At 37.7% G+C, this 22,837-nt stretch carries 19 protein-coding genes; 13 read left to right on the top strand and 6 right to left on the bottom strand.

What is annotated here, in order from left to right; genetic code table 11:
- Positions 1–22: 22 nt before the first annotated feature.
- Positions 23–442 carry a hypothetical protein gene (locus EV201_RS10560; RefSeq protein WP_130307529.1) on the bottom strand — a complete coding sequence of 140 codons (420 nt, stop codon included), beginning with the start codon at positions 440–442 and terminating at the stop codon, positions 23–25.
- Positions 443–777: 335 nt separating this feature from the next.
- Between EV201_RS10560 and EV201_RS10555 the strand changes: the two genes are divergently transcribed.
- The 6 genes from EV201_RS10555 (at position 778) to EV201_RS10530 (ending at position 10,076) form a co-directional block, all read left to right on the top strand.
- Entirely contained in the window at positions 778–2,967 is a 2,190-nt protein-coding gene (locus tag EV201_RS10555; protein WP_130307528.1) for a DUF748 domain-containing protein, read from the top strand.
- Between the two features lie 157 nt (positions 2,968–3,124).
- Entirely contained in the window at positions 3,125–6,718 is a 3,594-nt protein-coding gene (locus EV201_RS10550) for a DNA polymerase III subunit alpha (RefSeq protein ID WP_130307527.1), read from the top strand.
- A 95-nt stretch (positions 6,719–6,813) separates the two neighbouring features.
- A complete protein-coding gene (gene trxA, locus EV201_RS10545) occupies positions 6,814–7,131 on the top strand; it encodes a thioredoxin (protein ID WP_129254205.1) in 318 nt (105 codons plus the stop codon).
- Positions 7,132–7,257: 126 nt separating this feature from the next.
- A complete protein-coding gene (locus EV201_RS10540; RefSeq protein WP_130307526.1) occupies positions 7,258–8,178 on the top strand; it encodes a DUF58 domain-containing protein in 921 nt (306 codons plus the stop codon).
- 121 nt (positions 8,179–8,299) lie between these two features.
- Entirely contained in the window at positions 8,300–9,022 is a 723-nt protein-coding gene (locus tag EV201_RS10535) for a toxin-antitoxin system YwqK family antitoxin (RefSeq protein ID WP_130307525.1), read from the top strand.
- Positions 9,023–9,203: 181 nt separating this feature from the next.
- A complete protein-coding gene (locus EV201_RS10530; protein ID WP_130307524.1) occupies positions 9,204–10,076 on the top strand; it encodes a diacylglycerol/lipid kinase family protein in 873 nt (290 codons plus the stop codon).
- An 86-nt stretch (positions 10,077–10,162) separates the two neighbouring features.
- On the opposite strand, the gene EV201_RS10525 is transcribed toward EV201_RS10530, so the two are convergent.
- The 3 genes from EV201_RS10525 to lpxK all read right to left on the bottom strand — a co-directional run bounded on the left by EV201_RS10525 (position 10,163) and on the right by lpxK (position 12,862).
- Positions 10,163–10,726 carry an L-threonylcarbamoyladenylate synthase gene (locus EV201_RS10525; RefSeq protein WP_130307523.1) on the bottom strand — a complete coding sequence of 188 codons (564 nt, stop codon included), beginning with the start codon at positions 10,724–10,726 and terminating at the stop codon, positions 10,163–10,165.
- 18 nt (positions 10,727–10,744) lie between these two features.
- Complete coding sequence (locus tag EV201_RS10520; protein ID WP_130307522.1) at positions 10,745–11,563, bottom strand: 2,3,4,5-tetrahydropyridine-2,6-dicarboxylate N-succinyltransferase; 819 nt, start codon at positions 11,561–11,563, stop codon at positions 10,745–10,747.
- A gap of 210 nt (positions 11,564–11,773) precedes the next feature.
- Positions 11,774–12,862 carry a tetraacyldisaccharide 4'-kinase gene (gene lpxK / locus EV201_RS10515; RefSeq protein WP_130307521.1) on the bottom strand — a complete coding sequence of 363 codons (1,089 nt, stop codon included), beginning with the start codon at positions 12,860–12,862 and terminating at the stop codon, positions 11,774–11,776.
- 626 nt (positions 12,863–13,488) lie between these two features.
- On the opposite strand from lpxK, the gene EV201_RS10510 reads away from it, so the two are divergent.
- On the top strand, positions 13,489–15,147 hold the full coding sequence (locus EV201_RS10510; protein WP_130307520.1) for a S41 family peptidase: 1,659 nt from the start codon (positions 13,489–13,491) through the stop codon (positions 15,145–15,147).
- A 79-nt stretch (positions 15,148–15,226) separates the two neighbouring features.
- Here the strand turns inward: EV201_RS10510 and upp are convergent, their stop codons facing one another.
- Both upp and EV201_RS10500 read right to left on the bottom strand, forming a co-directional pair.
- A complete protein-coding gene (upp, locus tag EV201_RS10505) occupies positions 15,227–15,877 on the bottom strand; it encodes a uracil phosphoribosyltransferase (RefSeq protein ID WP_130307519.1) in 651 nt (216 codons plus the stop codon).
- A 331-nt stretch (positions 15,878–16,208) separates the two neighbouring features.
- Positions 16,209–17,573, bottom strand: coding sequence for a UDP-N-acetylmuramate--L-alanine ligase (locus tag EV201_RS10500; protein WP_130307518.1), 1,365 nt, complete (start codon positions 17,571–17,573; stop codon positions 16,209–16,211).
- 323 nt (positions 17,574–17,896) lie between these two features.
- Between EV201_RS10500 and EV201_RS10495 the strand changes: the two genes are divergently transcribed.
- The 6 genes from EV201_RS10495 (at position 17,897) to prfB (ending at position 22,706) form a co-directional block, all read left to right on the top strand.
- Positions 17,897–18,748, top strand: coding sequence for an MBL fold metallo-hydrolase (locus EV201_RS10495; protein ID WP_207224435.1), 852 nt, complete (start codon positions 17,897–17,899; stop codon positions 18,746–18,748).
- 208 nt (positions 18,749–18,956) lie between these two features.
- Positions 18,957–19,895, top strand: coding sequence for a DUF4271 domain-containing protein (locus EV201_RS10490; protein WP_130307517.1), 939 nt, complete (start codon positions 18,957–18,959; stop codon positions 19,893–19,895).
- Positions 19,896–19,939: 44 nt separating this feature from the next.
- Complete coding sequence (locus tag EV201_RS10485; protein WP_130307516.1) at positions 19,940–20,698, top strand: uroporphyrinogen-III synthase; 759 nt, start codon at positions 19,940–19,942, stop codon at positions 20,696–20,698.
- A 152-nt stretch (positions 20,699–20,850) separates the two neighbouring features.
- Positions 20,851–21,297: a ribonuclease P protein component gene (locus EV201_RS10480; protein ID WP_130307515.1), complete on the top strand. Its 447-nt coding sequence runs from the start codon at positions 20,851–20,853 to the stop codon at positions 21,295–21,297.
- 10 nt (positions 21,298–21,307) lie between these two features.
- A complete protein-coding gene (gene yidD / locus EV201_RS10475) occupies positions 21,308–21,478 on the top strand; it encodes a membrane protein insertion efficiency factor YidD (RefSeq protein WP_262707916.1) in 171 nt (56 codons plus the stop codon).
- A gap of 126 nt (positions 21,479–21,604) precedes the next feature.
- Positions 21,605–22,706 (top strand): peptide chain release factor 2 gene (gene prfB / locus EV201_RS10470; RefSeq protein WP_130307513.1). Its coding sequence is split into 2 segments (ribosomal slippage): positions 21,605–21,667 and positions 21,669–22,706, totalling 1,101 coding nucleotides; the frame shifts between segments, so codons are not numbered across the junction.
- Positions 22,707–22,837 lie beyond the last annotated feature (131 nt).

Genomic DNA, 22,837 nt, shown 5'->3' with positions numbered 1-22,837 from the left:
ACATTATCTATTTACCAAATCTCTATTTCTTTCCAAATGTGTAACGGACACCGATTGAACTTTGCAGCATAGTGTCATAATCGGTGAATATGGGCAGTAATTCCACCTGAAGCGAAAGGTTCTTGAATTTTTCAAATGGAGCTACTTGAACGCCAATGGGAATAACAAGACCACTTTCATCTCTAATTTGAGCTCCCAGGCCTAAATAGAAGTTGTAATCCTTCAGTTTAAGTGCATCATAGCATAAAACGAATTCGGTATTGAGATCTTTAAAAGTAAGAGAAAGCCTGGCTTCGCCCCATAGTTTTGGGGTGAAATTATGAGCTAGCCCAATTTTCGAATCTGAAGAGTTGTAGTAGGCAAGACTGGTTTGTGAAAAACCTTTATTGGCTACAAGAGTGAGGAGAAGAATAAACAATGAAATTTTAAAAAGATTGTTCATGGCGTATATGAGTATTAAAGTCTATAATGAAAATATTTAACTGCGAAGTTATGTAAATAATTTTATTATGTATTGATTACGGAGTGTTTTATTGATCTTAATAAAGCTTTTTTTATTTGAAATAAGGCTCTCTTCCATAAACCCGCCTACAATGGCAATTAATGAAGACAACTGTCTATGACCGGATCAGTTTTTTCAATCAAAAACCCGCAGAAAGAAGTAAATAAAAACTTAATTTTGTACTTAAATCTATTGACTAGCTTCAGCCTATTCAGAATAGGTTTAATTCAGTCATATAGAGTATTCTTTATTTAATTCGATTCCAATTCTAAATTATGAAATTTCAATTATCCAAGGGCAGAAAGATTCTTCTTGCAATTTGTGCGTTCCTTTTTATACTCTTCTTTTTTCTTTCTTCATTCGTAAAATATTGGGTGGTGAAAAATTCAGAAAAGTTAGTAGGGCGTAAACTTACCATTGAAGAATTGCATTTTAATTATGCGCAAGTAGCCTTGGGAATAAAAGGATTCAAACTTTACGAAGCGGATAAAATGAACAGCTTTGTGGCTTTTGATGAGTTGCATGTCAACTTTTCGCCCTGGCATTTGCTTAGTGGGGAATATGCGTTTTCGAAGATTTATCTCGATGGATTGGACGTTTCGGTGATTCAGGATAGTTTGGGTTTCAATTTCGATAGCATGATACCTAAGCAAGATTCAGTGGTTGAAGAGCCAGGTGAAAAAAAGAATTTAAAGTTTGCCATAGAGAACATTCATTTTAAGAATGGATCGTTTAAGTATACCGATGTTTTGAAGAAGAATACCATCGAATTTAAACAGATGGATTTGGAACTCCCATTGATCGCATGGAACAATGAAAAGTCGGAGATGGGGGTGGAGTTTGCCATGGGAAATCAGGGTAAGGTTCGCGTGAATGCCGATGTGGATCATACTAAAAATGCCTATGCCATTGATCTGTTTATGCAGGCCATCGATCTGGAACCGATTAAGGCTTATTTGACCGATTTTATTAATGTTTCGTCTGTTTCTGGGCAGCTAAATACGAGCATTAAACTTAAGGGAAGTTTGGATAAACCGACAGATTTAATTGTGTCGGGACAGGTGAATCTTGATCGTCTCGATATGAAAGACGGGAATGAGCAAAAGCTATTCGCAGCTAAAAGTATTGATGTTGCTTTGGATTCGTTAAATCTGGGAACTTCCCATTTCGAGATTGGGATGGTTCATGTTGATTCTCCTGAGATTTATGCCAGTTTGGATAAGGAGTCGAGCAATTTTGAAAGGTTTTTAAGTCCTATGATGCAAGTCGACTCTTTGGCGACGGATACCATACAAGTTCAGTCGGATACAACAACAAACTTATTTTATCAAGTCGATAGTATTTCGGTGAGTAATGGACTGTTGAGTTTTACAGATAACACCTTGAATCGTGATTTTGTATACGATCTGACAGACATTAATATTGCCATGGGACAACTCTCAGAACAGGTAGATGCCATCCCTTTAAAATATGAAATGAAGTTACAAGGATCTGGAAGATCAGCCGGAGAAGGCACTTTTAGTTTGAAAGATTTAAAGGCAGTGTCTTTTAAAAGTCATGTGGAGAATCTTGAAATGATGAGCTTTTCGCCTTACACCGAGTTCTATATTGCTCGTCCCATCACACAAGGGGAGTTTAATTATAAAACCCGCATCGAAATGACGAGTACCCAGCTTAAAAATGAGAATAATATTCGCATTTCGGAATTGGATTTTGGTGAGAAAACAAAGGATAAAAACACCATAAAAGCTCCTGTTCGTTTGGGACTTTATCTCTTGAAAGATAAAGATGATTTGATTGATTTTGATCTGCCGGTATCGGGCAATCCATCGGATCCTGATTTCAGAATCGGAAAGATCATTTGGAAAACCTTGATGAATTTTCTGATTAAAACAGCCAGTCAGCCTTTCAATATCCTGGGTAATTTGGCAGGTGGAGATCCCGAGAGTATCAAAACGATTCCGTTCCATTTTCTACAGGATAGTTTAGATGCGGTTCAGAAGAAGAATCTGACTAAGATTGCGACCATATTATCTAAGAAAAAGGAATTGAGTTTCTCATTCATTCAACAAACCAGTCTTCAGCAAGAAAAGGAATTGCTTGCGATTAAAAGTGCTGTTACAACCTATTGCAATACAAATGGGATGGCTTATCCGATTGTTTCAGATGATCAGCTAAAAGTCTGGGCTATGGCTAATTTGGACTTTCTGGCTTACCTGAAAAGCAATACAAGTCTGGAAGAAGGAGCTAGTTTATCAGCCATCTGTATCAAGTTTGTGGGCGAGGAACAGTTGAATCAATCCTTCTCAGATCTACTGCAAAAAAGGAATACTGTTTTACAGGTCTATATGCAGGATAGCCTGAATCTTGATCTTGAGTCATTCAAGGTGAAAACTGCCGATTTACGAAACATGCCGGAGCAATTGAAATCTCCTAATTTTCGAGTTGAAGTTTCTTTAAAGTAGAACCTATCAAGAGATTGATTTTTTCGATTGATTTCACAGGAATAAAACCGTAGAAAAGCTTAAATTTGTCGGAAGGCCATTTTGAAAAGATGATATTTCTAATGTTTTGAATATCTACAGATTCAGATGGGAACCGAAATTTTATTAAACCGAATCGATGACCAAATTCACACACTTACACGTTCACTCACAATATTCCATTCTCGATGGTGCGTCAAAAATCAAACGCATGATCGACAAGGTTAAGGAAGATGGCATGCCTGCTGTTGCCCTGACTGATCATGGCAACATGTTTGGAATTAAGGAATTTCATGCAGCAGCAACGTCTAGTGGAATTAAACCCATTTTGGGCATTGAAGCTTATGTGGCGCGTCGTTCGCGTTTCGATAAGAGTGAAAGGCAAGATCGATCAGGTTATCATTTAATAATTTTGGCTAAGAACAAGGAAGGCTATCACAATCTGATGCGATTGGCTTCATTGGGATATGTGGATGGATTCTATTACAAACCTCGTATCGATAGAGAGCTTTTGGAAAAACATCATGAAGGCCTTATCATTTCAACAGCTTGTTTAGGAGGAGAAGTCCCTCAGCATATTATGAATGAGCGATGGGCTGAGTTGGATGAGACCATTACCTGGTATAAGAATTTGTTTGGGGAAGATTATTATTTGGAAATCATGCGTCACAAGACGGATGACCCCGTAAAGAATGCCGATATATACGATAATCAGGAGCTATGTAATAAGAAGATATTAGAGCTTTCGAAAAAGCATGATGTTAAGGTAATTGCGACCAATGATTCTCATTTTTTAAATGAAGAAGATGCGGATGCACATGATCTTCTGATTTGTTTGAATACAGGTAAGGATTTGGATGATCCCACTCGAATGCGATATACCAAACAGGAATTTTTGAAGACCACAGCCGAGATGTGTGAGCTTTTTGCGGATGTTCCTGAAGCGATTACCAATACGCAGGAAATAGCTGATAAGGTGGAGAACTATGAGTTAAATGTTCCGCCATTGATGCCCGATTTTCCTATTCCGGAAGGCTTTGAGAATGCCGATAGTTTCTTACGTCATTTAGCCTATGAGGGTGCTCACGAGCGTTGGGGAGAAGATCTGCCTAAAGAGATTGTTGAGCGTTTGGATTTTGAGCTTGAGACCATCAAGAAGATGGGATTTCCAGGTTACTTCCTGATTACCTGGGACTTTATTAAAGCTGCCCGTGACATGGGCGTTATTGTGGGGCCAGGTCGTGGTTCTGCGGCGGGATCGGCTGTAGCCTATTGCATTAAAATTACCAATATAGACCCAATTAAATACGATTTGCTGTTCGAGCGTTTCCTGAATCCGGATCGTATTTCCATGCCCGATGTCGATATCGACTTTGATGACGATGGTCGTCAGCAGGTTTTGGATTGGGTGACTGAAAAATATGGACACGAAAAGGTGTCACATATTGTAACCTTTGGAACCATGGCGGCCAAATCATCCATTAAGGATGTGGCGCGTGTTCTGAAACTCCCTTTATCAGAGGCAAATCGTTTGGCTAAATTAGTCCCTGATGGGCCTAAAGTTAGTTTGGCTAAAGCCTTTAAGGAAGAACCGGAGCTGGAAAGGGAGAGAACATCTGATGATCAATTGGTCTCTCAAACTCTGGGGTTTGCTGAAAATTTGGAAGGATCGGTTCGTCAGACCGGAGTGCACGCCTGTGGTATTCTCATTGGCCGTGATGCTCTGACTGAGCATATTCCTATTATGCAGGTAAAAGGTGTTAACCTGTTAGTAACACAGTACGATGGACGTTTTGTAGAAGATGTTGGCATGCTAAAGATGGACTTTTTGGGACTGAAAACCCTATCCATTATTAAGGATACGCTGGCCAATGTTAAGCTGTCTAAGGGAATTGATATCGATATTGATAGCATTCCGATTAAGGATGAGAAAACATTTGAACTTTTCTCACATGGTGAAACAACGGGTATTTTCCAGTTTGAGTCACCCGGGATGAAGAAACACTTGAAGGCACTTAAACCCAACCGTTTTGAGGACCTTGTGGCCATGAATGCGCTTTACCGTCCGGGACCGATGCAATACATTCCTAACTTTGTGAATCGTAAGCACGGTACTGAGGAGATTATATACGATCATCCTATGATGGAAAAATACCTGAAGGATACCTATGGTATTACGGTTTATCAGGAGCAGGTGATGCTCCAGTCGAGAGCTTTAGGTGGATTTACACGAGGTATGTCAGATTCATTGCGTAAGGCAATGGGTAAGAAAAAAATTGCCGAGATGGATAAGCTGAAAGAGAAGTTTATCGAAGGTTGTTTGGCAAATGATCAGTTTATCGAAGGTTTTGAGAAGGAGGTGAAAGGAAAAGGTAAAACCTTCAAATTCACAGCCAGAGGCGATGACAAAGAGGTGACGCGTAAAATTGAGAAACCCGAAGATTTGATCGACAAAATTTGGGCCGACTGGGAAGCTTTTGCTCAATATGCTTTTAATAAATCGCACTCGGTTTGTTACGCTTATATTGCCTATCAAACAGGTTATCTGAAAGCACATTATCCAGCTGAATTTATGGCAGCAGTGCTAAGTCGTAACCTGTCTGATATCGAAAAGGTAACCATCTTTATGGATGAGTGTAAGCGCATGCGTTTGCCCGTTTTAGGACCTGATGTGAATGAATCATATCTCCGTTTTACAGTGAATAAGGAGGGTGCTGTTCGTTTTGGAATGGCAGCGGTTAAAGGTGTTGGAGAGGCTGCTGTTGAGGATATCATCAGAGAACGAGAAAATGGTGAATTTAAGGATATATTCGATTTTGTTGAACGTGTCAATTTAAGAACTGTCAACAAACGAACACTTGAGAATCTGGCTATGTCCGGAGGTTTTGACAGTTTTGAATTGAATCGCAGCCAGTATTTTGCATGCGATGAGTTCGATACGCCTTTTATTGAGCTTTTATCCAAATATGGAAATAAATTGCAGTCTGAAAAGGCCATGGCTCAACAAACCCTCTTTGGAGGAGTTGAGGACTATGTGGTTACACCACCTAAAGTGCCGAGTTCGGGTGAGTGGAATAAACTTGAGCGATTGAATAAGGAGAAGGCTTTGATTGGGATTTACCTTTCAGCTCATCCCCTTGACGATTATCGTTTGGAGATTGATTCTTTTTGTAATGCTTCATTAGCTGAGCTTTCGACAGATATGTTTCAGTTTAAAGATAAGGATATCAGTATTGCGGGGATGGTTACGGCAATTCGACGAGGTATTACACGTACCGGTAACCCGTTTGCTATCGTTAATATCGAAGATTTTACGGATTCCTACGAGTTGCCTTTCTTTGGGAAGGATTTTGTGGAATTCAACAACTATTTTGTTGAGGGACTTTCGGTTTTCATAAACGGACGTGTTCAGCAACGAACCTGGCCTAAGGATTCCACTGAGTTAGAATATAAAATCAAGTCGATTGGCTTGCTATCTGACGTTTTAGAACAAAGAGTGAAACGAATTACTCTGACAATTCCGGTGATGAGTCTGACTCAGGAAATTGTAAACGAGATGGAGAATTGCTTGACTCACGAAGATAATAAAGGAAATTTGATTGTTGATTTTGTAATTGTTGATGAGGGAAAGATGAAATTAAAAATGTTTTCACGCACTTGTAAAGTGAAACTTTCTTCTGATTTGATAGAATATTTTAAAAATAATTCTGAAATTGATTTCAAAATTAACTAAATTGCGTCTTTAAAAATTAACATTTTTAGATAGCTAGATATGAGACTTTCAATAGGATGTATCTAGCGGATATAAACCAAAAAATAAAAAAAACCATGACTATTAAAGTAGATGATACTAATTTCGAAGAGATTGTTTTAAAATCTGATAAGCCTGTATTGGTTGACTTTTGGGCTGAATGGTGTGGACCATGTAGAATGGTTGGACCTATTGTTGATGAATTAGCTCAAGATTACGATGGCAAATTTGTAGTAACTAAAGTTGATGTTGACTCATGTCCTGCAACTGCTGCTAAGTTTGGTATTCGTAACATTCCTACCATTATTTTCTTAAAGAATGGTGAGGTTGTTGACAAGCAAGTGGGTGCTGTACCAAAAACAGCAATAGCTGAAAAAATGAATGCTTTACTTTAATCGATAGTAAAACATTGCAATCATATTTAAGGCATAGAATTCTTTTCTATGCCTTTTTTTTGTCAAATTTGAATGATTAATCTGAAAAGGATTTGTTGAGTTTATCACAATTAGGCAAGTACAATCATGAAGCAATTATCTGATTTAATAGAATTTGAAGCATTTGACAATTTGGAGCTAATGGCCAGACAAATTGTTGAAGGTTTTCTTCTAGGCTTGCATCGAAGTCCTTATCATGGTTTTTCGGTTGAGTTTGCTGAGCATCGCCAGTATAATAAGGGCGAATCCACGAAACATGTCGATTGGAAACTTTATGCACGAAGTGATAAACTTTTTGTGAAACAATTCGAAGAGGAGACCAACCTTAGAGCGCATTTAGTGATTGATACCTCATCATCTATGCTTTTCCCTTATCAGGACAAGAAAGTCTCTAAAATGGCCTTTTCGGTGCTTTGTTCTGCGGCTTTGATCCATCTTTTACGGAACCAACGCGATGCTGTAGGCCTGGCTACTTTCTCAGATGAGATTGAATTGCTAACCCCAGCAAAACTATCTGTTGCACACGCGCAGCGACTTTATGCTGAGCTGTTAAAGATTTATAATAAGGAAGAGATTGGTTTAAACCGAAATACGAAGTTTTCTGAAAATATTCACCACTTAGCTGAGGCCATTCATAAGCGTTCTTTAATCGTTATTTTTTCCGATTTGATGGGGGATGATAGTCCTCAGGAAATACTGGAAGCTCTTCAGCATTTGCGTTACAATAAGCATGAAGTGGTTTTGTTTGCTGTAACGGATCATGACTTGGAAAATGACTTTAAATATGCCAATCGTCCATCCAGGTTTATTGATATGGAAACTGGGGAGAGCTTAAAATTGAATCCATCAGAGGTTCGTGATGCTTTTATTCAAAAGCAAGCCGCTTTTTACGATGAAATGAAACTGCTGTGTAGTCAATTTGCTATCGATTTTGTTGAGGCTGATATCCATAAACCCTTTAAAGACGTCTTACAAGCTTATCTGATAAAGCGGAAACGGATGGGGTGAGGTTAAGTTTCAAGCTGTAGTTCTGATGCTTATATCCTTTATTGATAATCTATTATTCGATCCCTAAATTTTATTATTCACTAGCTTTATTTATTTTTATGAAATAACCGAATTTATAATAATGAAACAGTTACTCTATATTCTCTCAATATTCCTGTTATTTGCTTGCCAGTCTAAGAACGCACAAGAAACGGTCATCAAAAATGAGGATGGCGAAGTATTGGAAGGTTGGGTAAAAAGATATAATGGGGATAAGTTAAAATCTGAGACCTTTTACAAAAATGGGATAAGAGAAGGTGTTGCCCGTGTTTATTATGATACTGGAGAACTGAGTGATGAGGTCATATATGTAGGAGATGAGTTGAACGGAATGGCCAAAAAATATCATAAGAATGGACAGGTTTATTCCCTAACTCCTTATGTGAATGATAAAAAAGACGGCATACAAAAGAAGTTTTATTCCAATGGGAGACTTTGGGCTGAAACGCCTTATAAAAGGGGGGAGCCAGGAATTGGACTAAAAGAATACAAACGTAATGGAAGTTTACGAAAAGTCTTCCCATCAATAGAATCGCAACAGTTTGTTCGGTCCGATAGAGTCACGTTGAAAATGTTTCTGAATAATTATTCAAAGAATGTGGAGTTTTACATCACGCGTTTGGTTGAGAATAAATACATTCCTGTCAGAGCAAAAGTCATATCTGCTGAAAAAGGATCTGGTCGAATTGATTTCCTTTTTAATAAGGGGCAAGTTCTTGATACCCTTGTGAATGTTGTTGCAAAGTATAGAACTTCTGATCACAATATTTATGTGGGGCAAAAAGAAGTACGTGTTAAAAATTAGGTACGTTACGATCCCAATCTGCAGAAGCATCTCATTTTCCGTTTAAAATTTCTTATTAGCCAATTGAGCTTGACTTAATTGAAAAATCTTTTATTTTTGGCCTTGATTGTCAATAGACAAGCCCCTTCTGTCTATGTCAAGGAGGGTTTGAGTCCCAATATTTTGAATTAAAAACAGTTCCATGCAAATCGAAGCTCGTGATATCCTTTTTGTTATCAACCCAAATTCTGGAAAGCAGAAGCCAGATAGTATTATCAGGCAAATAAAAAATAGTGGGCATGATATCGATTATGTTTTAACCCAAAGTCTTCAGGAGTTTCATGATCTTTTTATCGATAAGATAAAGAATTATAAGATTGTTGTCATTTGTGGTGGAGATGGTAGCGTGAATTGTACTCTAAAACATCTGGTCGCCAATGATGAGCTCGTTTTAGCTGTTTTGCCTAACGGATCGGGGAATGGATTTGCCAGAGAACTGGGTTTTACAAACAATGTTGAACAGCTTATTGGCAATATGCTAAAAGGGGAAATTCGTGAGGTTGATATTGCAAAGATCAATAATGATTATTCTATAAATGTGGCCGGCTTGGGTTTCGATAGTCATGTCGCGTCCCTCTTTGATGGGAGTAAGTTTCGTGGGCTTAAGAAATATATCTACTGTACTTTAAAAGGCCTTTTTTCTTATAAGCCGATTGCCGTTGAACTTTCTTTAGGGCAGGTTAAGCTTACTGGAAATTTTTGGGGAATCTATTTGGCTAATACAAGGCAGTTTGGGAATAATGCCATTATTGCACCCGAGGCAAAATACGACGATGGTTTGTTAGAGGTGGTGCTGATGAAGAAATACCCATTGATTTTATCTCCAATTTTGGTTTACAAGATGTTTACAGGTAAGCTTAAGAATTCAAAATATATGACCTATTTAAGAGCGAGTGAACTGAATATCCAGTCGAATTCAAAAACCTATCACCTTGATGGAGAACCTATGGCAATGACTCAAGATTTGAATGTTTCTCTTTTAAAACGCAGAATTAAAGTCGTTAAAATGAATTGATTTAAGTTTGATATTTACATCAAGTAACAAGCCCTTAACTTTTGAAAGTTAAGGGCTTGTTGTTTTTTTTATTTTTCGGGCATGCCTTATTCCCGTATGATCTGAATCCCCCAATCGGCTCCAATTTTGATAATACTTGATGCCTGAGCTTTTGTCATTTCATTCTGACGGTATTCAACCACATAATCAACCGCGTCGATAATATCCTGATTGATTTCGGTGAAATTTTGTGCAGGTTTCTCACCGCTAATATTTGCCGAAGTAGATACAATTGGCTTGCGAAAGCGTTGGATCAACTGCTGCGTAAAGGCTTCTTCAGTAATTCGAATACCAATACTTCCATCTGAGTTTATTAGATTTTTAGCAAGGTTTTTGGCACCTGAATAGATAATTGTAGTTGGCTTTTCTGCAACTTCAATTAAATCCAAAGCAATCTCCGGAACTTCATCAACATAGGAGCTTATGCGGTTTGGGTTTTCCATTAGAACCAACATCGACTTTGAATCCTCGCGTTGCTTTATTTGGTACACCCTTTTTACAGCTTCCACATTGGTTGCATCGCAGCCAATACCCCAAATCGTATCGGTTGGGTAAAGAATTACGCCTCCTTTTTTAAGGACCTCTAAAGCTTGTTTTATATCGTTATGCATCTTTCTATCAGATAATAATTATACGGCAACATCGTACTCACGCAGAGCGTCGTTCAATGATGTTTTAAGATCGGTTGAAGCTTTTCGTTTTCCGATGATAAGGGCACAAGGAACCTGATATTCGCCGGCAGGGAACTTCTTGGTTCTGGTACCTGGAATCACAACTGAACGAGCTGGTACAAAACCATCATACTCTACGGGTTCTTCACCGGTTACATCAATAATTTTAGTCGATTTTGTAAGAACAACATTTGCTCCCAGAACCACTTCTTTTTCAAGATGTACGCCTTCAACCACAATGCAGCGTGATCCAATGAAACAGTTATCTTCGATAATCACTGGTGCAGCTTGAATTGGCTCTAAAACACCACCAATGCCCACGCCACCACTCAAGTGTACATGTTTGCCAATTTGTGCGCATGAACCAACTGTTGCCCAGGTGTCAACCATGGTCCCTTCATCAACGTAAGCACCAATATTCACATACGAAGGCATCATAACCACATCGCGGGCTAGGAATGCACCGTAACGTGATACAGCGTGAGGAACAACACGTACACCCAGCTCTGCATAATTGGTTTTAAGAGCCATTTTATCGTGGAATTCGAAAGGGCCTACTTCAATGGTTTCCATTTTGCGAATTGGAAAATACAGGATGACAGCTTTTTTAACCCATTCGTTCACTTGCCAACCATTTTCAACAGGCTCGGCTGTTCGTAATGTGCCTTTGTCAAGCAATTCAATAATGGTGTTAATATTTTCCTGAACTTCAGGGGTCTTCAAAAGACTTCTGTCTTCCCAGGCAGCTTCGATGCTTTGCTTTAAATTTTCGTACATGTTTACTTGTTTTTAGTCCTTCAACTCGATGATGATTCACCAGTGTAATACTTGGTTTTGTATTACGCTATAGTTCAAGAAGCTTGTCTAAATTTTGATTAATTTCGACAAAGCTAAGAAAGAGTTTTGATTTATTAAATATTTCAAAGCCAGAGGGCTGTTATTTTAGATAAGCTTCCTTTTCCAATGAGCCTTTATTAAAATCAGCTTTTAATTGTAACTCTCTACAAATTCCGTGATTTGTTGGTCAAAAATGGTGTTTGTCTGATTCAGGAATTTGATTTGCAGAGGAATATAAGCCATGTTTTCTTTGAGAACATTTGATTTTATCGACATATCCAGAAAGCGAACAGCGTCTTTTTCTGTGGTGATAATGATTTTATTTTTTGCTTTAAGCTGATTGAATGTGTTCTCGATCTGATCAAGATCTTTGTCTTTAAATGTGTAATGATCCGGAAATTGAATTTCATCGAATTCAGAACAAAAATGCTTCAAATACTTTCTCAGAGGAGAAGGATTTGCAATCCCTGTAACCAGAACAATGCCCAATGATTCTTTTTTCGAATCACTTAAGCTTTGGGTTTCAGTATCGGCATTAAATACAGACTCTATGGGAGCATAATCCAGACAGGTAAAGTACAACTTTTGATGTGGAAGAGGTCTGATTTCTTTTTTCAATTTTTCGGCTTCAGACTGGCTTAAATTAGCCGGACACTTACTTACAATGATAATATCTGCCCTTTTCTTTCCGGCTGATCTTTCCCTAAGGCGTCCCATGGGCATTACAAAATCAGTTGTAATGGGGCGATTGTAATCGATCAGTAGAATAGATAAGCCGGGTTTAATATACCTGTGTTGGTAGGCATCATCAAGGAGAATGCAATCCAATTTTAGATTTCTTTTAGCAGAGAGGAGTTCTTTAACCCCATTAACTCTATCGGCATCAACAGCAACATTCAGTTTTGGAAACTTTCGATTCATTTGCATCGGCTCATCACCCAAATCGTGTGAATTCGAGTTTTGATCTGCTAATACAAAACCTTTCGATTGACGTTTATAACCTCGACTTAAACTGGCCAAGCGGTATTTGTCTTGCAAAAGTTTGATGAGGTATTCAGTGTGTGGTGTTTTACCCGTACCTCCAACAGAAATATTCCCAACAGAAATAATTGGCAAATCGAATGATTTAGATTTTAAATAGCCGCAATCAAACATTAAATTTCGAACCGAAAGGATGACTGCATAAATGAGACTAAAGGGGAAAAGGAAATATTTGAGATAAGAAAGAAGGCTGTGCATAGATTAATTATCAGAATTAATTTGCCCTAAAATTAGTTATTTCTAGTGAAAAATATTGCAGACTGTTATAAAGTACCAAAGCGATGAAGAAACTTCATCGCTTTGTAACCACTAACCGTTATTAACTTCCGAACAAGTAAGGAGTTAATAAATACTAACCCAAAGAATTAGATAATGATCCAATTCTAGAAAAAAGTTAGGCAATATATTTGAGTTTTCAAAATATAATTGTCTGAGAATTGGGTGTTTAGGGCTTGTTTGTGATGGGCGTTTCTACCTGAGCCCTTTAAGTATAAGACTTTCGGGTATTTATTTGAAATTGAATGTTGAAAGATTATTTATTCATTTGTTTGATGAAAATTAACTTTCACATGATAAGGGAGCTAAGTTTTTGTTTAGTAGGATGGTAGCGAAAATTTCCCTTTAACTTTAGTATCATTATCAGCATCATTAATAAATGTTAATAAAAACCCCAAGCTTTAATCATATTTTCTATCTTTGACTTACAGCTGCTCAGAAGCTGTGGAATTAGATGTTTGGTGAATATTTTGTAAAATTGTTCTTGGCACCTGCTATTTAAACATCTGAATTCACTTATAGAAATCTACAAATTCAAATCTCGAAATATGAAGGTATTTAAGAAGAAAGGAATCCTGATAATGTTGGCTGCCATACTCTTTTGTAGTGGGGCTTTTTATGGATTCAACAGGGACGAAAAGAATTTCGAAATCAGTAAGAATCTAAACATTTATCATACTCTTTTTAGAGAGCTAAATATGTTTTATGTTGATGAGATTGATGCTGGTGATCTGATTAAAAAAAGTATGGATGCTATGCTTGCATCTCTTGATCCGTATACAACCTATATTCCGGAGTCTGAAATGGAAGATTTTAAGTTGATGACAACGGGCGAGTATGCTGGAATTGGATCATTAATCAGTAAGCATGGGGATGATATTATTGTTGCTGAACCATATAAGGATCTTCCCGCAGATAAAGCAGGCCTAAAGGCGGGTGATATATTTGTTGAGATTAATGGGATTAAAATCGATAAAAAGGAAACAGCTGATGTTAGCAATCTTCTGAAAGGTCAGGCTAACATGCCACTTACCATTAAGATTCGTCGTCCGGGTGTGGATAAGTTGATTGAAAAAGAGGTTGTTCGAGCTGAAATTCAATTAAAATCGGTTCCTTATCATGGGATGCTGGAGGATTCAATTGGTTATATCAATTTGAATCAGTTCACCAATAAGGCGGCCGGTGAAGTTAGAAATGCTTTACGTGAATTAGAGGAGCAGCACGCAAAATCAATTATTCTTGACTTGAGAGGTAACCCAGGGGGCTTATTGGATCAAGCAGTTGATATTGTTAATCTTTTTGTTGCCAAGGGTGAAAGTATTGTCAGTACAAAAGGAAAAGTCAGCCAGTGGGATAAAGACTATAAAGCAGAGAAAGTTCCTATGGATACTGATATTCCAATCGCTGTTCTTGTTAGTAGAGGGTCGGCTTCGGCATCTGAAATTGTTTCAGGGGCTATTCAGGATTTAGACAGAGGTGTGATTGTTGGGCAACGCACCTTTGGGAAAGGGCTTGTACAGACAACTCGTAATTTAAGCTATAACTCAAAGTTGAAGGTTACAACAGCAAAGTATTATATTCCAAGTGGAAGATGTATTCAAGCATTGGATTATACCCATCGAAATAAAGATGGGAGTGTAGGGAAAGTACCTGATACGCTTATTAGCGAGTTTAAAACCAAAAATGGACGTATTGTTCGTGACGGAGGGGGTATTCTGCCAGATGTGAAAGTTGATCTTGATCTGTATAGCAGCTTGTCGGTTGGTTTAATTCGCAAGTTCAAGATCTTCGATTACGCAACACTTTATGCCAATAAGCATTCTGAGATTGCAGATGCGACTTCTTTTGAGATTTCAGATGAAGATTATGAAGATTTTAAGCAGTTTTTGAAAGCGGAAAAATTTGAATATGAATCAGAAAGTACAGAAATTTTAGAAGCACTTAAAAAGGCCGCAAAAGAGGAAAAATATTTTAAGATAGCAGAGGAAGAGTTTGACCATATAACGGCGAAATTGACTCCAAATCTTGATCGCGACTTGAATATGTTTGAAAAAGAGATTAAGACTCTCCTGGCACATGAAATTGTGAAGCGATACCAATATCAAACCGGAGGAATCTTGTATGCACTTCGTGATGATAAGGTTTTAAAAGAAGCAATGAATACGCTCAAGGATCATCAGAAATATAAAGAGATATTAAAAAAATAGGCTTGAAGAGCTTGTGTTGAGATATAAAAAAAGACCTGCAATTTGCAGGTCTTTTTTTATATCTGATAAATGATTTTTCTTATAGTTTTGCACCAAAAGCTAAATCGCCGGCATCACCACAACCTGGAACAATGTACGATTTTGAGTTCAATTCTGGATCGATAGCTCCCATCCAAAGTGTAATATTCTCTCCGGCAAGTTTTTCTTTCACAAATTCAACTCCTTCAGCACTTGCAATAACGGATACAATGTGTACATGCTTAGGTGTTCCTTTGGTGAATAAAGCTTTGTAAGCTAATTCCATTGATGAACCAGTAGCAAGCATAGGATCAGCTAAAATAACAACTTTCCCATCGATAGAAGGAGATGAAATGTACTCGAACTTAATCTCGAATTCACCCTTTTCGTTATACTTACGGTAAGCTGAAATGAAAGCATTTTCTGAACGATCAAAGTAGTTTAACAGGCCATTGTGTAATGGTAAACCCGCTCTAAGGATAGAAGCAACCACAACTTCATCTTCAGGAAGATTCATTTTTGCAGTTCCAAGTGGCGTTTGAACGTCTTTTTCAGAGTAATTAAAAGTTTTGCTGATTTCATAAGCAAAGATTTCACCTACTCTTTCTAGGTTTCTTCTGAATCGTAAAGGATCGTTTTGAACATTTACGTCGCGAATTTCAGCTATAAATTGGTTGAAAAGGGAATTGTTGTCCCCAATAGTATGCACCATGATGTCGTATTTAAAAATTAGCTGAGCGCAAATGTAAGTATATCTAGAGAAATATTCTCTATGTTTTTTAACTGTTTTTTCTAACAGTCTGGTATTTAGCGTCCTTTTTGATTTTTTATAAATTGAGTACAGAGTGCTGTTATCACTATCAGTTGTACTTAATTCTGACATAAGAGATGTTGGAATACTTTTAGAGATTAAGTAAGAAGACCTTTGTTTGTGGTAGGACCATCAATGTTTGAAGAATTTAGATCAATCATAAAAGCAGGATAAAAATAAGAGGTGCCGTTTTTAGCACCTCCCACTATTATTCGTATCAAGACTGAGTCGTTTATGCCTTCATGATAATTTTATCAGCGACTTCTTTTAGGTTTAAACCGGAAAAGTTGCCAGAGCTCATTAGAAGGAGATTCGTTTTTTCGAAGTTTAATTGCATTAAATCTGTTAATAAAACTTGAGAGTCCGTATAAACTTTCAAGTTATCGCCGCCAAATGCTTCTTGAACCTGTTGAATGGTGATGGGTGTCAATTTTTTGTGTTCAACTGTTTTGGGGTTGAAATATACCATGGCAACATCTGCAAATGACATGCTGCCATTGTATTCAGGCAGAAACTCTTCTTTCAAACTACTGAATGTGTGAAGTTCCATACAGGCAATAAGCTTTCTGTCAGGAAACTGATTTTTCACAGCTTGGGTCGTGGCTTCAAGTTTAGAAGGCGAGTGGGCAAAATCCTGATAAACGATGGTCTGTTTGTTTTGGGCTAATTTTTGTAAACGTTTGGCTGCTCCTCCAAAACTTTTTATCGAGGAATAAAATTGCTCGTCACTTAGACCTAATTCCTTGCAGATTAGGTAGGCCCCTTGTAGGTTTTGGAGATTGTGTTCGCCAAAGATTGATAATTCAAACTCGCCATTTTTTGTAATTAATGAACTGATGCCATTATCCACTTTGTGGGGGTGCGACTTGTAAGGTCTGTATGAGATGTCATCTCTTTTCTTTTGAACCATCTTAGCAATATGCTGATCGTTTTCAAAATAGATGAGGCTACCACCAGGTTTAATAAAGTTGATGAAGGTCTCGAATTGACTTAAGTAGTTTTCGAAGGTAGGAAAGACATTGATATGATCCCATGCAATACCAGTCAACAGAGCAATATGCGGGTGATAGAGATGGAATTTCGGACGAGGATCGATAGGCGAGGCGAGGTATTCGTCTCCTTCGAAAACAGCGATCTTTGCATCTTCACTGAGTTTTACCATGGTGTCAAAGCCTTCTATTTGCGCTCCAACCATATAATCAAAGTCGATCTGATTGCACTTTAAAACATGCATAATCATCGATGTGGTGGTCGTTTTGCCATGTGATCCGCCAATCACAACGCGGGTTTTGTCCTTGGTTTGTTCGTAGATGTATTCCGGGTATGAGTAGATTTTTAGCCCCAGTTCTTTTGCTTTTAGTAGTTCGGGGTTATCAATTCTGGCATGCATGCCTAAAATGATGGCGTCAATATCTGATGTAATTTTGTTTGGAAACCAGCCCCATTCTTCAGGGAGCAAACCGTATTTTTCCAATCGACTTTTCGAAGGGTCAAATATTTCATCATCTGATCCTGAAACCTTAAATCCTTTTTTGTGTAGGGCAAGCGCCAGATTGTGCATAGCAGCTCCGCCAATGGCAATAAAATGTACTCGCATTGATAATATTTTTAGCTTGATTAATGGTGGCATCAATCAAAAATTTTGAACGAATTGTATTTAAATGTGTTTTGTGTTTTTTTTCAGGTTGTTAATAAGATCTGTCTTATCTGTTACTTTAAATTAAAACCTTTGTTTTGAATGGATTTTATTGGTTTTATGAAGTAATACTGACTGAAAACAAATGAAAGTTAAATATAATCAAATCCTCTGTGATTGGCAGTATTATTTTTTCTTTCTTACTTTAAGCATTAATCGTTTAATGTTGATTTATCAAGCGGCTTGTTTTAGTATTATTTGCTTCTGCAATTCGAAAAAAAATAATGAAGAAAATGCAAATCTATTCAATAGAAACCGGGAATTTTAAATGCGATGGTGGTGCAATGTTTGGTGTTGTTCCTAAGTTCATGTGGAATAAAAAATATCCTGCTGATGAAAATAATCTTTGTGATTGCGCCCTGAGAAGTATGCTTATTGTTGATGGTGATCGCCGCATCTTAATTGATAATGGAACAGGCGACAAGCAGGCTGACTCTTACACCAGCCATTATCACCTTTGGGGAGACGATACGCTTCAATCGTCACTTAGTAAATTGGGTTGTGACTTTGAGGATATTACAGATGTGATTTTTACACATCTTCATTTTGATCATTGTGGTGGTGCGACTCGTTATAAGGCGGGAACAAAAGAATTGGAGTTGGTATTTCCGAATGCGACACATTGGGTGAGCAAAGCACAGTGGGAGAATTACCTAAACCCTAATGTTCGCGAAGGTGACAGTTATTTCCCTGAAAACATGATGCCAATATTCGAAGCGGGTAAGTTAAATCTGGTTGAGAAGGATGGAGAACTTTTTCCTAATGTGGAAGTTAGACAGTTTAATGGACATACAAAGGGTTTGATGGCAGTTCTTGTTCATGATACAGATAAAACCATTGCTTTTACTGCGGACTTTATTCCGACTTTGGCTAATGTGAATTTGAAATGGATAGCAGCTTACGATCTCTTTCCGACTGTTGTTCTTAAGGAAAAAGAAGACTTTTTGAAGGAAGCCGTAGAGAAAAATTACACGCTCTTTTTTCAGCACGATATTCAGAACGAATGCTGTTCATTGGAGAAAACAGCCCGAGGTATTAAACCCAAAGAAAGTTTCAAACTGAAAAGCTTGTTTTAAAATTGTTAGGGATTTTGAGCATCGGTGGACCCAAATGCTTTTTATTTTATTAGGATTTGCTAATCCATTCACCTGATGTTTCGTTGTGTTTTTAATATGTATAGGGCACTGAGCAAAGAAATGTTATTTCAAGGGTTATTTCCCAGTTTAGATTTCTTTTATTCCCGTATATTTGTGAAAACAAATTTTGAAAGATTTTTTATTAACTATGAAGACCAATTGTTCCCCTGATTTTATTCAAAAACATGCTGAACGTGTTGATACAACTGCAACGGTTGGGAACTCGCAAAAGAAATCTGTCAATAGTGATACTCTGGCTCAAGGGACCTTGATGCTTAAAGATTCCTTATCAGCAGAATCGGCTTTGTATGAGTCGGATTCAATTATAAACGATTCAAGTTTGTTAGTGAAGGACTCTCTAGCTCTTGCTGATAGTACAAGGCAGGCATTTATTCAGCATGCGCCTAAGTATGGGGGTAAGGAAATTGCACGCTTTCAGAATATTGGATTTGGAAATGACTGGCTCGTAGGGATTATTCTGTTTTCTTTGTTTTTACTCGCTTCAGCTAAATTTTTGTTTGGGAAATATTTGTCGAAACTTGTTGAATCTATTTTTAACTCCCACACAGCGAATAATCTTTTTCTGGAAAAGAATATCAATATGGTGAAGGGGTCAATGATCGTTAACCTTTTATTTGTTGTTAATATTTCATTGTTTGCTGTCAACATTCTCAACTACGTTTCCCTAAGTTCGGGTTTGGATAATGGGTTTAAAGAATTCGCTTTAATTTTTCTTGCTATTCTTCTTTTATATGTTGGGAAAAGTATTGTAATAAGGAGTTTAGGTTATGTGTTTAAGGGGAAAAATGAGTGTAAAGAATACCTATTTACGGTGTTTTTATACAATAAGAACCTTGGATTATTCCTCTTTCCGGTGATTATTGCACTGCCTTTTGTGCGGCCTCAAGCGATGGAATGGCTCGTAAACATAGGTCTTTTCATGGTTTTCTTCTTCTTTATATTAAGAATTGCAAGGGGCTTAAAAATATTATTGCGTAAACATGTTTCTATATTTTATATGATTTTGTATCTTTGCGCTCTGGAAATACTCCCTTTGCTAATGATTTACAAATTATTAGTAGGATAGTAATCTAAGAGTGGAAAATAATGTTTTAATTAAAGATTATAGCCTTGAAAATCAAAACAATATTAGTTTCGCAACCGAAGCCCCAAACGGAAAAATCGCCTTATTTCGATCTGGCAGAAAAGTACAACTTAAAAATTGATTTTCGCCCTTTCATTCAAGTTGAAGGTATAAGTGCCAAAGAATTCAGACAAGAGAGAATCAATATTCTAGACCATACTGCGGTAATTTTTACTAGTAGAACGGCGATTGATCATTTCTTTAGAATTGCTGAAGAAATGCGCGTTACGATTCCAGATGATATGAAATATTTCTGTATTTCGGAATCAACGGCTTTTTATCTTCAGAAATATATCGTGTATCGTAAAAGAAAAATTTTCTTTGGAGTAAGAGTTTTTGAAGATCTGATTGACACAATCGTAAAGCACAAAAAAGAAAAATTCTTATTGCCTCTTTCAGATATTCATAAGCAATCTATTCCAGCTTTATTGAATAAAAATAAGATAAAATACACCAAAGCTATTCTTTATAAGACAGTCAGTAGTGATTTGTCAGATTTGGCTGATGTAAATTACGATATTCTTGCTTTTTATAGCCCATCTGGAATTAAATCTCTATTACAAAACTTCCCTGATTTTGAACAGAATGGGACAGTAATAGCAGCCTTTGGTCCAGCAACATCAAAAGCTGTAAAAGACGCAAACCTTCGTCTTGATATTCAAGCTCCAATGCCACAGGCACCATCAATGACCATGGCTTTGGATCAATTTATTAAGGCATACAACAAAGAGAACAAGGACAAATAAAATATTGAAAGATGATTTTTCTATTGTAGAAGATCTCTTCAAACTGAATTGGGGAAAGTTGCTTTCCCCTTTTTTATTATCCCCAAGGCATCTTTCTGATATAGATACTTTTTTAGTAAATTTAAGCTTCAAGCTCCTTTTATCCATTATACATGACCGATTCTGTACGCTATCGTTTTACAAAAGAGGAACGCCTTTGTCACAAAAAGCGCATTTCGAGCTTGTTTGCTGAAGGCAGAGGCTTTACGTGTTATCCTTTCCGTATCGTGTGGAAAAGTACACCACTTGATGTTGACTTTCCAGCTCAGGTTGCTATTACAGTCACTAAAAGGAGTTTTAAGCAGGCGGTTAAACGTAATTTATTGAAACGAAGAATTCGTGAAATTTACCGTTTGAATAAACACCTGCTTTATAAGGATTTGAATGACAGAGAGGCACAAATATCGTTTATGATTGTATATTTGCCTAAAACAATTCTGAAATCAGCCGAGATGGATACGAAACTCGTAAAAGCTCTTCGGCGTATAGGACCTGAATATGACAAGTTTGTTAAGCAAATTGAAGAAGGCGATACTTTTCGTCATGATACTGCCGATTAGGTTTTATCAGATGTTTATTTCCCCCATGACTCCTTCGGCATGCCGATACACACCGACTTGTTCTACATACGCTATTCAAGCCCTAAAGGCTCACGGCCCATTTAAGGGGAGCTACCTGGCTATAAAACGCATTTTGTCCTGTAATCCCTGGGGCGGACACGGGCACGATCCAGTACCTTAAAATCATAGTTCTTAAGATTAAATTTTGCATCGCTTCACTTTTAAAGAGTGAGGATGAATCGCGTCTTGTGGGGTATAACAAATGAATTTTGTTAACTTTGATTCTCGATTATAAAATCACATACATATGATAACAAATGACCAGCTAAAAGATTTAGCGGAGCGCACGATAGCGCTGAGGAGGTATCTTTGACATTGATGCCAAATTAATCCAGATACAAGAAGAAGACTTGCGCACACAGGCACCCGGTTTTTGGGACAATCCTAAGGAGGCTGAGGTGCAAATGAAGAAGGTTAGAAGTTTGAAATCCTGGGTTGAATCCTATGATGAGGTGAAAGCTTCAGAAGATGATTTACAGGTGCTTTACGAATTTGCAAAAGAGGGGGAAGCCTCTCCGGAAGAAGTTGATGCGCAATATGCTTTAACAAAGAAATTGCTCGAAGAGTTGGAGTTGAAGAATATGCTTCGCAAGGAAGAAGATCAGATGGGAGCCATCCTAAAGATCAATTCCGGGGCTGGAGGAACCGAGAGTTTAGATTGGGCAGGCATGCTTTATCGCATGTACTTGCGCTATGGTGAAGCTAATGGTTACAAGGTTCGACAATTGGAATATCAGGAAGGCGATGAGGCTGGAATTAAATCAGCAACTCTCGAATTTGAAGGTGATTTTGCATACGGATTCTTAAAATCGGAGACAGGCGTGCATCGTTTGGTGCGTTTATCGCCCTTTAATGCGGCCAATAAGCGAATGACAACCTTTGCTTCGGTCTATGTTTATCCCGCTATTGATGATACGATTGATATTCAAATCAACCCTGCTGATATCACCTGGGATACATTCCGATCGGGGGGAGCAGGAGGTCAGAATGTGAATAAGGTGGAGACGGGCGTTCGCTTGCGGCATGCACCCACTGGCATCATCATAGAGAACACCGAAACCCGTTCGCAACTTGGTAACCGTGAGAACGCTTTACGCTTGCTTAAATCGCAGCTTTACGAGCTGGAATTGCGTAAGCGTCAGGAAGAGCTAGATAAGATTGAAGGCACTAAGAAAAAAATAGAGTGGGGATCTCAAATCCGTTCCTATGTGATGCAGCCTTACAAAATGGTGAAAGATGTTCGAACAGGTCACGAAACCTCAAATGTACAAGCCGTATTAGATGGCGATCTGGATGGTTTTATTAAAGCCTATTTAATGGAATTTGGAGGCGAGAACAAGGAGGATTAACCGAATTCATTTATCTGATAAATTTTTTACAATATGAGAATTTATCGGATAAATCTAGATTAGAGTATATTGATATTGAGAAATAAAAGTTATCAGATGAATTAATAGACTTAAAAAACAATTCATCAGAT

This window comes from Ancylomarina subtilis, from assembly GCF_004217115.1.
In the GTDB taxonomy this organism is placed as follows: domain Bacteria; phylum Bacteroidota; class Bacteroidia; order Bacteroidales; family Marinifilaceae; genus Ancylomarina; species Ancylomarina subtilis.
The sequence above is the reverse complement of the archived record's forward strand: the minus strand, read 5'-3'. Positions and strand labels throughout refer to the sequence as shown.

Bases quoted from the DNA above. Each gene is read 5' to 3' on its own strand.
- EV201_RS10560 (WP_130307529.1), bottom strand. From the start codon at position 442: ATGAACAATCTTTTTAAAATTTCATTGTTTATTCTTCTCCTCACTCTT.
- EV201_RS10555 (WP_130307528.1), top strand. From the start codon at position 778: ATGAAATTTCAATTATCCAAGGGCAGAAAGATTCTTCTTGCAATTTGT.
- EV201_RS10550 (WP_130307527.1), top strand. From the start codon at position 3,125: ATGACCAAATTCACACACTTACACGTTCACTCACAATATTCCATTCTC.
- trxA (WP_129254205.1), top strand. From the start codon at position 6,814: ATGACTATTAAAGTAGATGATACTAATTTCGAAGAGATTGTTTTAAAA.
- EV201_RS10540 (WP_130307526.1), top strand. From the start codon at position 7,258: ATGAAGCAATTATCTGATTTAATAGAATTTGAAGCATTTGACAATTTG.
- EV201_RS10535 (WP_130307525.1), top strand. From the start codon at position 8,300: ATGAAACAGTTACTCTATATTCTCTCAATATTCCTGTTATTTGCTTGC.
- EV201_RS10530 (WP_130307524.1), top strand. From the start codon at position 9,204: ATGCAAATCGAAGCTCGTGATATCCTTTTTGTTATCAACCCAAATTCT.
- EV201_RS10525 (WP_130307523.1), bottom strand. From the start codon at position 10,726: ATGCATAACGATATAAAACAAGCTTTAGAGGTCCTTAAAAAAGGAGGC.
- EV201_RS10520 (WP_130307522.1), bottom strand. From the start codon at position 11,563: ATGTACGAAAATTTAAAGCAAAGCATCGAAGCTGCCTGGGAAGACAGA.
- lpxK (WP_130307521.1), bottom strand. From the start codon at position 12,862: ATGCACAGCCTTCTTTCTTATCTCAAATATTTCCTTTTCCCCTTTAGT.
- EV201_RS10510 (WP_130307520.1), top strand. From the start codon at position 13,489: ATGAAGGTATTTAAGAAGAAAGGAATCCTGATAATGTTGGCTGCCATA.
- upp (WP_130307519.1), bottom strand. From the start codon at position 15,877: ATGGTGCATACTATTGGGGACAACAATTCCCTTTTCAACCAATTTATA.
- EV201_RS10500 (WP_130307518.1), bottom strand. From the start codon at position 17,573: ATGCGAGTACATTTTATTGCCATTGGCGGAGCTGCTATGCACAATCTG.
- EV201_RS10495 (WP_207224435.1), top strand. From the start codon at position 17,897: ATGAAGAAAATGCAAATCTATTCAATAGAAACCGGGAATTTTAAATGC.
- EV201_RS10490 (WP_130307517.1), top strand. From the start codon at position 18,957: ATGAAGACCAATTGTTCCCCTGATTTTATTCAAAAACATGCTGAACGT.
- EV201_RS10480 (WP_130307515.1), top strand. From the start codon at position 20,851: ATGACCGATTCTGTACGCTATCGTTTTACAAAAGAGGAACGCCTTTGT.
- yidD (WP_262707916.1), top strand. From the start codon at position 21,308: ATGTTTATTTCCCCCATGACTCCTTCGGCATGCCGATACACACCGACT.